Here is a 12,062-nt window from a genome sequence, read left to right on the forward strand (position 1 = left end):
ATAAGAAAGATGATAAATTACAATTAAAACGCAATGGAATCAGTACTTTCGAAGTGCGATTTAAGTGCCTATACCTAAAAAACAAATATTATCTACAAATGAAAATAGTATATTATACAGATCAAACGTATTTACATGGTGGTATTGAAAAAGTAGTGTCCTTGAAAGCTAATTACTTATCCAAACTAGAGAATTTTAAAGTAACAATTCTTACCAATGAACAAAAAAAGAACAAACCATGTTATGAGTTTAATAATACTATAAAACATGTCGATTTAGATATTAATTATAAAAGAGAATTAAGTAATTTACATCCCAAAAATTTGGTAAAGATTTTTAAGAACTTTTTTAAATTAAAGTCTTTTTTAAATGAATACAAACCAGACGTTTTGGTCGTTTGCAATTATAATTTCGACTATTTTTTTATTCCCTTTATAAATAAGAATGAAACGTTAAAGATTAGAGAAATGCATGATTCGAGACATTATCCAACAATTAAGCGCAAATCAAGCAAATCTTTTGTTAGAAAATTAATATATGAAATTAGTGATTTATTAGAAAGTAAATATGACTACTTTGTAGTCTTAACAAAAGATGAAAAAGAATATTATAAAGGTAATAATATAAAAATTATTCCAAATTTCATACCTAAAAAAGAGATCAAGATTACCTCTATTAATGAAAGAGAAAAAATTGTAATAAGTGCAGGTAGATTATGTTCTGTAAAGGGTTTTGACAAATTAATTCATTCATGGAAATTTGTTGCAAATATCAATAAAGGTTGGCAGCTACACATTTATGGTGACGGCGATAAAAATTATGTGAAATTTTTAAATGAATTAATAATAAATTTAGACTTACAGAATAGTGTAAAATTAAAAGGAAGTACCTCAAAACTACAAAAAAAGATGGATGAAGCTTCCATTTATGCAATGTCATCAGTTACAGAATGCTTCCCAATGGTCCTTTTAGAAGCTATGCAAGTTGGATTACCAATAGTTTCATTTGATTGTCCCCATGGCCCCAGAAATATTGTTACACATGAAAAAGATGGTCTGATAGTAAAAAATAACGATATAAATGCTTTATCTGATAACATTAACTTTTTAATTAAAAATCCAGGTTTAAGAAAGAAATTAGGAGAAAACGCTGTTCATAATGTTAAGAGGTTTAATGAGGAATTGGTTATGAATGATTGGATTAAATTGTTTAACGCATGATGAAAAATAACACATCTAACATTAACTTTTTAATTAGCGATACATGTATTGAGAATTGGAAAATTCACACGATTAAAAGACTTTTAAAAAATTTAAATATGAATATAAAAATAGTGTATGTTCATGATTTAAAAAAAGAATCCAACCAACGCGCTAGATATTTTAAAACGTTTTCATTATTCTATACATTTATTGGGTTTTTAGAGTCCAAATGTTTCAAGTTAAACATGGAATTGTTAAATTGCTCTTGTATATTTGACGATAAAGAACTGGAGGTTTTAGTTAATAAAAATACAATCGATAATTTGAATAGTTTATTGAATGTAAAAAGCGATGATATTAATATTAATTTCACTAAAGTTCCTTTTAGTCAAATTAATCAAACCTTTAAGTTCAAAAATATTTGGTCAATTGTTACTGGAGACTCATTGTTTAACGGAACTTTTTATGGTTTAGAAGAAGTAATTAATCAAAGTGATGTTTTTAAGATATCAATAGTGCAAGATTACCAAAAAAAAAGTAAAAAGAAATCAGTCATTCTGTCGTCATTTTCAAGAATTGATAAAGCATATATTTCTAAAACAATTTCTGTGGGTTATGCAAAGATTCCAAATCTTCTTGAAAAGGCTATAAAAAACCATTTAAATCATATAACCCAAGCACAGAACGAATATTTAAATAAAAAACAGCCAAGTCTTTTTAGTTGTTTTATAAAATTACCCCTTTTATATGTAAAAAAACTTTTTTTATGGTTAAGTAATATTCTATTTTTTGATCAGTGGATATTGATGTTTTATTTAAAAGACCCAATTGATAATATAAGTGATTTTGACCTCGAATCATTTAAAAAACTATTACCTCCGAAAGATAGAATTTGGGCAGATCCATTTGTAATTAAAAGAAACGGAATTTATCATGTTTTTATAGAGGAGCTAATTATAAAAGAAGGAAAGGGTTTTATTTCTCACTTTACCATTAACAAAGATGGAGTTTTAACAAAGCCAGAAAAGATTATTGAAGAGGATTTTCATATGTCTTATCCTTTTGTTTTTGAAAAAAATGGTAGTCTTTATATGTTGCCTGAGACTAATAAAAATAGTTCTATTTCTCTTTATAAATGTATTGAATTTCCTTTAAAATGGAAACATGAAATAAATTTAATGGAAAAAATTGATGCCAATGATTCATCCATATTTTTTAAGGAAGACAAATATTGGTTATTAACAAATTTAAGAACAAATGATTTTATGTCTTGTGACGATGAACTTCATTTATTTTATTCTGACACACTATTAAGTAAAACGTGGAATCCTCATCCACAAAATCCGGTAATATCTGATGTTAGAAATTCTAGATCTGCAGGGAAACTTTTTTATGAAAATAATTCAATTATTCGCCCAACTCAAAACTGTTCTAAACATTATGGTTATGGTTTAAATTTTCAAAAAAATATTAATTTTAACACAACCAAATTTGATGAAGTTAATATAAAATCTATAATTCCTTTGAAAGCTAAAAAAATTAAATCCCTGCATACATATAATAAAACAGGCGAATTATCAATTATTGATGCACAGCAACGTCGTCTAAAATTTTAAATAAATGATAGAATTTGTCCCTCTTAAAAATTATTATGATGTCTATATTTATTTCTCTTTATTTTTAGTTTTGTTTATAATATTGCACTCATATATTTTAAAACTAAATGATATAAAAAATATTAAATTTTTGAGAACTTCAGGTATCATTCTTTTAATCGCATTAATATTTTATTTAGGTTTACGCCCAATTAGTGGCTACTATTTTGGAGATACCAGTACATATGCCAGTTATTTTAGGAGTTATGCTTTAGGAGGAGAAATTAGTACAAAAAAAGATTATTTGTTTCATTATTATATGAAATTATTATCTAATTTCTTGTCAGTTCATGGGTTTTTTCTGTTAACTGAATTTCTTTATATTTTTCCAATGTACATAATTTCGAAAACTCTTTTTAAAAAATATTGGTTTTATAGTTTTTTTATGTTTGTAGTATCATTTTCGTTCTATAGTTATGGAGTAAATGGCTTAAGAAATGGATTGGCGACTTCTATGTTTTTATGGGGTTTGTGTTTTTATAAAAGAAAATATGTTTCAGTTATATTTTTTATTCTCGCAATAATGTTGCATAAAACACTTTTATTACCCGTTGCCGCTTATTTTATTACCATGATTTACAATAAACCAAAGGCCTATATTAAGGTTTGGTTGTTAGCAATCCCAGCGTCCTTACTTGCAGGAAGTTTCTGGATAGCATTATTTACTGCCTTGGGATTTGGCGATGAAAGATTAGCAGGTTATTTAAATTCTGAAATGGATGCGCAATCCTTTAGCCATACTGGTTTTAGATGGGATTTTTTATTTTATAGTTCTTTTGCGGTATTCACCGGATGGTACTTTATAGTGAAAAGAAAATTTAATGATAGTTTTTATAACAGAGTTTATGCTGTATATGTTATAAGCAATAGCTTTTGGATTTTGGTGATTAAAGCAAATTTTTCAAACAGATTCGCATATTTATCTTGGTTTTTAATGCCCATTATCATTATCTACCCTTTTTTAAAAGAACGGTTTTTCAAGAATCAAGAAATTGTAATCGCTAAAGTAATTGTTGCGTATTTTCTATTTACATTTTTAATGTTTTTAGTGTATTATAGTGATAAATCTTAATAAAACAAACTTATGAAAACACTAACGGTTTTTACACCTACTTACAATAGAGCCTATTGTTTAAATCAGGTTTATGAAAGCCTTATAAGGCAAACTTATAATGATTTTATATGGTTAATTATTGATGATGGGTCCACCGATAATACTAAAGAAGTTGTCGATTTTTGGATGAAAGAAAAGAAAATAGATATTATTTACCATTTTCAAGAAAATCAAGGCATGCATGGTGCACACAATACGGCATATTCTTTAATCAATACAGAATTAAATGTATGTATTGATTCAGACGATTTTATGCCTGATGATGCTGTTGACAATATAATAAAGTTCTGGTGTGCCTCTAATAAAGATGAAAAAATAGCAGGAATTATTGGTCTAGATTCTTATAAAGATGGACGAATTGTTGGTAATGAATTACCTAATAATGTTTTAATATCAACATTAGAAGATCTACAACATAAATATAAAATTAAAGGGGATAAAAAACTGATATATCGTACAGAGATAGTTAAAAAATATAGATCATACCCTATTTTTAAAAATGAACGATTTGTTCCATTAGGGACACTTTACTTACTCATTGATAAAGATTATGACTTATTGTGTTATAATAAAGTTTTATGTATTGTGGAATATTTGGAAGACGGGTCGTCCAGAAACATATTCAAACAGTATAAAAAAAATCCGAAAGGCTTTCAGTATGCCAGAATAGTAAATATGCAGTATAGTAAATATTTTAAGGTACAACTAAGGAATGCCATTCATTATGTATCCCACAGTCTCTTTATAAAAGATAGGAAACTATTTTCTAAAACTCCTAAACCATTGATAACAATAATGGTTTTTCCCATGGGCATTTTACTATATATATATATGAAATTAAAGACAAAAGATTTTCAATGATAACATTGTATAAACTTAAAGAAGTATTAAATTAAAATTATGTGCCATGAAAATAGCTATCAATTGTTCCTTTTATTTTCCTAAAGGAGGAGGTATTAAAGAATATATATTCAATTTAGTAATTAATTTAAACGAAATTCTTAAAAAACAAGATAGTGTTATATGTTATATATCTAAAGATCAGGAAAAATATTGGGTTGAAACCATGCCCTCAAATATAATTTATAAACTTACCCCATTTACATCTAAACAACCAATTAAGCGTAGTTTGTTAGAAAGTTTTTTTTGGTTAAAAGAGGAAAAAAAAGAACAATTTGATGTTTTTCATTCTCCTTTTTTTCATGCTCCAAAGCTAAAGAGAATCCCTATAATATTGACTGTACATGATATGAGATTTAAAAAATATCCTGAAACATATGGGTTTTTAAGATTAAAATATTTAGAATATGCTGTTGTTAAGTCAGTAAAAACTTCTAAATCAATAATAGCTATCTCAAATTTTACTAAGGGGGAATTAATGAGTGAATATAATATAAATGAAAATAAAATTACTGTAATCCATGAAGCAGTCAATAAAGAAAATTTTAATATAAATTCTGTAAAATTTACCCAGAAATTAAAAGATAAAGGAATTAAAAAAGATAATTATCTTCTTTGTGTGGGTCATGTTGAACCTAGAAAAAATTATGAAAGATTAATTATTGCTTTTGATAAACTAGTTGATAAAAAAAATATTGATAAAAAATTAGTTATTGTAGGAAAAGAAAACTTTAAAGTCGAGCCAACTATGAAATTAATAAATCAAAGTGATAACGTGGTTTATTTGGGATGGGTAGATTTTGGTGAGCTATTGTGGCTATACCAAAATTGTTTGTTTCATGTTTTTCCATCATATTATGAAGGATTTGGATTTCCAATTCTGGAAGCGGCCATATTTTCTAAAATGACCGTAGGTTCTAACGCAGCTTCTATTCCTGAAATTGCGGGTGATGGTGGTATTTATTTTGATCCATTTTCAATTAACTCTATTTACAATAATTTAGTTAATGTCATAGAGGATGAATCATTACTGAATGAAAAAATAGAAAAAACCAGAAAAAATTTAAATAATTATAGCTGGAATAAAAATGCTCAAAAAACGTATGAATTATACAAGAGTATTATTGAAAAATAAAGAGCGTCTCACTAATTGTAGTCGCTCTTTTATTTTATTTTTTAATTAACTCATTATTTTCCATCGATAAAGAGCTGGAAAGTTTAATACCTTGTGCTAATTTAACTAAACTAATAGCTAAAGGCGTTTTTGATGAATAAATAGTAATCGTATTTTCTGAAAAATTTGAATTTGGGCAATCGGCAGTAAATTCAAATCCGCTTTTGTTTAATTCTGCATCAACAATATTGTTTTTAAAAATAGTGTTTTTTCCTCCTGATATTAGGATTGCTCCTAAACTATTGTTAAGAACTGATATAGAATTTGCACCAATTACACTTGTAGGAGCACCGGTATCATTTCCTTTTGTACCGGTTACAATATTATTTTGTACTACAAAATTAGCACTCATAATACCTAATTCTCCTTCCCAATTATTATATAAAGCAAATGCATATGTACTTCCTCCCAACATATCAATAGTATTTCCTTCTATGACCGTATTCGTTGTAGTATTAATAGCTACAATTCCGCGACCGTTAGCTTTAATGGTATTGTTTTTAATTAAAGAATTCGATACTCCTAAACCACTGTCTTTGGCACCAGCACCTAAATAAATTCCATCTACTCCTTCAATTTCATTATCTCTTACTGTTACTCCATTTCCAGCAACATTAACAGTACCAAAAATTTTATTATTATACACTTCGTTACCATACACAAAATCATTTCTATAAGTATTTGAGGCAATACCCGCACCAACACCTCCTTTAAGAATGTTATCATGTATTTTAACGCCATCTACTACGCTAAAATAAACAATAGACTCCACTTCGTTTTTTTCAAAAACTATGGGACCATTTCCATGGGAAAAATAAAACCCTCCTGCTCTAGGTTGAGATGCTGAATTACTTAATTTTTGAATGTTATTACTGATATATACATTACTAACTCTTTCATATTCAATTAACTTACCACTTGAATCTCTGCCTCTAAAGGCTTCAATATTAAAATCACATGATGGTGCCGTGCCATTAGAATTAGGCATATCAATTCCCCCATCAATAAATTTATTATTTTCTATAATTATTTGTTCACAATCAGTTAAAGTTAAGTTTATTCTTCTAGCTCTAAAAAAACTATTATTTATAATTTTTATTTCTTTTGACCTTATACGCCTTGAATCATAATAAGGATAAATACCGGAAATCTGTAAACCGTCGCCAGTAGCATCTTGAAAAGTAACTCCATCAATGATAATATTTTCTCCTCCTTTAATAAGCATAGTATGGACCCACTCATTTGAAGGGCCTGTTGAGCCGTCAGAATCAACATAGCCAGAATTGTAATTATGTTGCTCTCTATCACCGTGTAAATAGCCACCAGATACAGTTATGTTTTTTTCATTATAAATAGCCAAGAGAGCCGCTCGGAAATGACCGTTAGGTTGCATTCTTAAATGCGTATTTGCAGACATAACTAAATTAAAACCTGAAGGAATGTTTATTGCATGAGTTTCAGGAACTCCTTGATTTAAAGCCCCATCTACTTTAAAATAAGCATCCATTTTATCAATAGAAAAGGTGGTGATTCCCATGCTCCTTATTTCAACAAATAAAGTTTCTAATATGCTTTTATTCTTAAATGCCACATCATCAGGCACTACACCTTCCACAATACCCCACCTCTTAGGGTCAAAATTAAATACAGGGTCTTTTGTTTGTGGTTTAGACCCGGCAATAGTTAAAGTGGAGTTTAACAGCTCGCCAGAAACAACATTGGTATTGCCAAAGTTTATGGTACCGTTAACAATATCGCCACCTTCATAAACAATAGTAACATTATTAGGTAAAGTAATGGTTTGCCCCCCTAAATCCATCACACAGTTAATAATTACGGTGGAATTTGCAGTAACGGTAGCTAAATTAAAATCGCAAGGCGTTGTAGTGGGCGGTGCTACGGGGTCGGTGTCTTCTGGGGCTGTGCCATCAACTACGGCATCAGCGATGGGCTCTACAAATAATTCTTCATTATTGCAGGCCAACAGGGACAGCGTTAAAAAGAATACTAAATACATAGGTTTAATCATCATTTTCATAAGTTCTCGATTTGGGAATGTGTTGATTATTGGTTTCAATATTAAAAATAAATTTACAGTTACCGTTCAAGTGTTTCATTTTTTCGATGAAAAACTTGTAAAATTCAATAAAAATCGTTTAAGAGTATTTTTTTTACGATAACCTGCTTTTTAATAATCAACTATATCTACGTATGTACATGCTATTTAGACGTCCCTAATTTTGGAATTGCAAAAATATTTTAAAAATGCGTATTACAAAGCACTTGTTAATAACTTGTAATAACTTATATGTTAGCAATTTATAGGTTCAGCAGTCCCGATAATTATAGGGATGGTAGAATGATGATAGAATGATGATAGAATAAAGATGATAGAATATAGAATATAGACTTGGCATTAACTGGCAACGTGAGGCAGATAATCATTGGGGGGAATTTGAAACTGAAAATTTGAAGATATGGACTGTCCCCTTGAGGGGACTTTAGGGGTGTTTTTAAAATTTGAGTGATATTTAAATATTTGAAAACCAAATATGTAAAATGCTTGTCAATGGTGGAACAAAGAACAACGATCAACGATTAACGAATTTTTGACTTTTGAACTTTTTTCAACTTTGCGCCTTTGCGCCTTTGCGAGACAAAAAAAATTATCAAGCGATATTGTTGACAATAGGATTTGAAACTGAAAATTTGAAGATACGGACTGTCCCCTTGAGGGGACTTTAGGGGTGTTTTTAAAATTTGAATGATATTTAAGTAATTGAAAATCAAATATGTAAAATGCTTGTCAATAGCAGATAAATCATTGGGGACCTATAGCTTTGCGGTACGTATGCCCTCCTTGAGGAGGGTTAGGGAGGTGTTATGTTATGTTTAACTGGCCACTTTGTATCTGGTTTGTTGCGTGTTTTAAGCACCTAATTTAGAAAATCCGTAGGATTTTCCAAGTAGGCACAGACCAAGCTATAGCTTATAGGACACGGTATTGGGCAATGTAATTTTCTAAATTAAAATCAATATCTTTTTTCGATAATCTTATTTTATTTTTCGGTATTGACTTTAAAGTTTTTCTAATATGCATTACTTTTTCTTCCTTTATAAAAGTTGGGATTAAATTTTCAAGTTTAATTTTGAAAAGACGGTTTAGGATTACCAAATCCTCTTTAGAAAAAGGTCTGATTCCGTTAATAAGTTCAGAAACATATCCTTTTCTATGCCCCAATATTTTCGCCAAATCAGATTGATTCAAACAATTTTCTTTCAGTTTTGAGCGAATAAGCTCTTTTCTTTTGGTATAAAATTTATTTTCAGCTTGAATAATTTGTTCCGCTAAATCACTTTCTTCAATCAAGTCTTTTGTAATACTTTCACTATCGGGCCAATTTTTATCTTCATATTTTTTTATCAGTTCAGATAAGTGTTTTCTCAAAGGCTTATAAGACTCATTTTCTTTAGCCAAAACTCTCAGTTTAAGAAATAAACTAGATGCTCTTTCAAGTTCTAATTCACTATTTAATGAATTGATATTTGCTATATTTTGAATTGAAAACTTTTCCATAATTAAATCAAATTTTGGTTTCTCAACCATTTTTCTATCGTGCTTTTAGTTCCTTTAAACGTTTTATCATACTCTTTGTGGTTTCCTGTCCATACAATTGAGGCCTGCGAATCTTCAAAAACTATTAAAATCATCGTTCTGTGAATACTTATATTAAAGAAGTAGAAACCTTCAGAATGAACATTGTCAGCGTCAGGTCTATCGTTTTTATTTCGATAGGGTTTTTCCAATCAGCATTTTCAATGTCTTGAATCAGTTTTTTGATAGCTTCACTCAACTTTTTGTTTCCCTGGTTCTTTTTCTCAAGTTTTAAAAGTTTTCTTTTGTTTAGTAAATTCAAATTTCAAATGATTTACTGCAAATATAACAAAAAGTTTCATATAATATAGAACTTTAATTTCGTTCTTTATCTCGACTAACGTGGGCCAGATAAATCATTGGGGGGAATTTGAAACTGAAAATTTGAAGATATGGACTGTCCCCTTGAGGGGACTTTAGGGGTGTTTTTAAAATTTGAATGATATTTGAGTAATTGAAAATCAAATATGTAAAATGCTTGTCAATGGTGGAACAAAGAACAACGATCAACGAATTTTTGATTTTTGAACTTTTTTCAATTTTGCGCCTTGATAAAGTTCTTGGTTTATAGAATAAAGATGATAGAATAAAGATGATAGAATAAAGATGATAGAATATAGAATATAGACTTGGCATTAACTGGCAACGTGGGGCAGATAATCATTGGGGACCTTGTAGCTTTGCGGCGGGTATAACAGCTCCTAATATTTATCCGGAACCCACGTTTATATATTCAGATTTATTGAAAATTCATATTTTAGGTAAAAATAATGTACCAATCGGTCTTACATCTTTATATTTGCCTTAAATGCCCTGTTCCTGTTTAAAATGAAGAAAAAAATAATTAGAATAACCACGGTTCCCATGTCGCTTATTGGGCTGTTAGGAGGGCAATTACGTTATATGTCCACTTACTTTAGTATATTGGGAGTAGCTTCCAGAGGATCAAAAAACGAACTGTCAAGCTTACAGAAATTGGAAGGCGTGCCAACTTATGCCATTGAAATGACCCGAAAAATCACGCCCATAAAAGACCTTATTGCGGTTTACAAACTCTACAAATTATTCAAAAAAGAAAGGCCATTTATTGTACATTCCCATACCCCAAAGGCAGGAACGCTGTCTATGCTAGCCGCAAAATTGGCTGGCGTGCCCCACAGGCTCCATACTATAGCCGGCTTACCACTTCTGGAAGCCACGGGTTTTAAGCGCACGGTCTTGAATACCGTTGAAAAAATAACCTATGCCTGCGCTACAAAAATTTACCCGAATTCCCATGGATTAAAACATATTATATTGGAACATAAATTTACCAGTAATGACAAGCTAAAAGTTATTGCTGAAGGGAGTTCCAATGGCATTGATACGGATAGGTTCAATCCGGAAAAATTTGATAATGAAGATAAAAACCGTACCTTAAAAAAAAGTTTAAATATCCATGAGGAGGATTTTGTTTTTGTTTTTGTGGGACGATTGGTTTCTGATAAAGGCGTAAACGAACTTATTGAAGCTTTTAACAAAATTTCTGGAACACATAAAAACACCAAATTGCTTTTGCTTGGAGATTATGAAAACGAACTTGACCCTTTATTTGAGGATACCCTGAACAGCATTAGCAAAAACAAACAGATCGTTTCCACGGGATGGGTACACGATGTTTGTCCTTATTTTGCCATATCAAATGTGCTAACGTTCCCCAGTTATAGAGAAGGTTTTCCGAATGTGGTTATGCAAGCCGGCGCCATGGGCTTACCTTGTATCGTAACCGATATTAATGGCTGCAATGAAATTATTATTGAAGGCAAAAACGGCACCATAATACCTGTGAAGAACAAAGATATACTTTACGATAAAATGCTTAACATGCTTTTAGGGCACATACGTTTCGATCCTGGTATATGCCGGAATTTAATAGTCTCCAGATACCAAAGGGAAGTGGTCTGGAAGGCACTATTGGAGGAGTACAACCACCTTAAACCCTAACCCTTATGATGTCGAAAATCAAGTTATTGAAAATTGTTTTTACAGACCGGCATACGAAAAGCTGGTATAAGATACTTTATGAATCCATTGATTATTGCTGGGCCAAAAAAGAATTTACTGGGGATTATTTTCGGAAATTCCTGTACAGAAAAGATATTGTTGATTATAATGCTGCTCTTTGTTGATAGGCCTTTTCTTGCCGACAACGTTGGTATTCAGGACTTGGTTCACATATTCCTGCGGGTTTAGCTCTGGGGAATATGGCGGGATGAAGAAAACCTCTATTTTGTCCGTTTTTTGCTGTAAGTTTTACTAACACCGGAATGGGCATGATGTTCCTGCCTTCGGGATTGGCATATTTTCCTGACTTTACCAATAG

At 30.2% G+C, this 12,062-nt stretch carries 11 protein-coding genes; 7 read left to right on the plus strand and 4 right to left on the minus strand.

From position 1 onward, the window contains the following. The 5 genes from ACU1LP_RS18280 to ACU1LP_RS18300 form a co-directional block, all read left to right on the plus strand. The coding region (locus ACU1LP_RS18280) for a glycosyltransferase family 4 protein (RefSeq protein ID WP_445736988.1) at positions 1-1,220 on the plus strand (1,220 nt) is incomplete at its 5' end. Beyond that, positions 1,217-2,818 carry a glucosamine inositolphosphorylceramide transferase family protein gene (locus ACU1LP_RS18285; RefSeq protein WP_445736989.1) on the plus strand — a complete coding sequence of 534 codons (1,602 nt, stop codon included), beginning with the start codon at positions 1,217-1,219 and terminating at the stop codon, positions 2,816-2,818. The genes ACU1LP_RS18280 and ACU1LP_RS18285, both read left to right, overlap by 4 nt. A gap of 4 nt (positions 2,819-2,822) precedes the next feature. Beyond that, positions 2,823-3,929 carry an EpsG family protein gene (locus ACU1LP_RS18290; protein WP_445736990.1) on the plus strand — a complete coding sequence of 369 codons (1,107 nt, stop codon included), beginning with the start codon at positions 2,823-2,825 and terminating at the stop codon, positions 3,927-3,929. A 12-nt stretch (positions 3,930-3,941) separates the two neighbouring features. Continuing rightward, positions 3,942-4,832, plus strand: a complete 891-nt coding sequence (locus ACU1LP_RS18295) for a glycosyltransferase family 2 protein (protein WP_445736991.1) — start codon at positions 3,942-3,944, stop codon at positions 4,830-4,832. Positions 4,833-4,878: 46 nt separating this feature from the next. Then, positions 4,879-6,006 carry a glycosyltransferase family 4 protein gene (locus tag ACU1LP_RS18300; protein WP_445736992.1) on the plus strand — a complete coding sequence of 376 codons (1,128 nt, stop codon included), beginning with the start codon at positions 4,879-4,881 and terminating at the stop codon, positions 6,004-6,006. Positions 6,007-6,040: 34 nt separating this feature from the next. Here the strand turns inward: ACU1LP_RS18300 and ACU1LP_RS18305 are convergent, their stop codons facing one another. Further along, positions 6,041-7,864, minus strand: a complete 1,824-nt coding sequence (locus ACU1LP_RS18305) for a right-handed parallel beta-helix repeat-containing protein (RefSeq protein ID WP_445736997.1) — start codon at positions 7,862-7,864, stop codon at positions 6,041-6,043. On the opposite strand from ACU1LP_RS18305, the gene ACU1LP_RS18310 reads away from it, so the two are divergent. Next, complete coding sequence (locus ACU1LP_RS18310; protein WP_445736993.1) at positions 7,842-8,225, plus strand: hypothetical protein; 384 nt, start codon at positions 7,842-7,844, stop codon at positions 8,223-8,225. The two genes, ACU1LP_RS18305 and ACU1LP_RS18310, sit on opposite strands and share 23 nt — an antisense overlap. Before the next feature lie 809 nt (positions 8,226-9,034). Here ACU1LP_RS18310 and ACU1LP_RS18315 read toward each other — a convergent pair. Beyond that, positions 9,035-9,652, minus strand: coding sequence for a helix-turn-helix domain-containing protein (locus ACU1LP_RS18315; RefSeq protein ID WP_445736994.1), 618 nt, complete (start codon positions 9,650-9,652; stop codon positions 9,035-9,037). Next, positions 9,625-9,852 carry a type II toxin-antitoxin system HigB family toxin gene (locus ACU1LP_RS18320; protein WP_445736995.1) on the minus strand — a complete coding sequence of 76 codons (228 nt, stop codon included), beginning with the start codon at positions 9,850-9,852 and terminating at the stop codon, positions 9,625-9,627. The genes ACU1LP_RS18315 and ACU1LP_RS18320 overlap by 28 nt, the downstream gene beginning before the upstream one ends. A gap of 676 nt (positions 9,853-10,528) precedes the next feature. On the opposite strand from ACU1LP_RS18320, the gene ACU1LP_RS18325 reads away from it, so the two are divergent. After that, positions 10,529-11,683 (plus strand): glycosyltransferase family 4 protein, encoded by a 1,155-nt coding sequence (locus ACU1LP_RS18325; protein WP_445736996.1) that lies wholly within the window; start codon positions 10,529-10,531, stop codon positions 11,681-11,683. Positions 11,684-11,797: 114 nt separating this feature from the next. Here the strand turns inward: ACU1LP_RS18325 and ACU1LP_RS18330 are convergent, their stop codons facing one another. Next, on the minus strand, positions 11,798-11,968 hold the full coding sequence (locus tag ACU1LP_RS18330; protein WP_445736998.1) for a transposase: 171 nt from the start codon (positions 11,966-11,968) through the stop codon (positions 11,798-11,800). Positions 11,969-12,062: the final 94 nt, after the last annotated feature.

It is taken from the genome of Mariniflexile sp. (assembly GCF_052728615.1).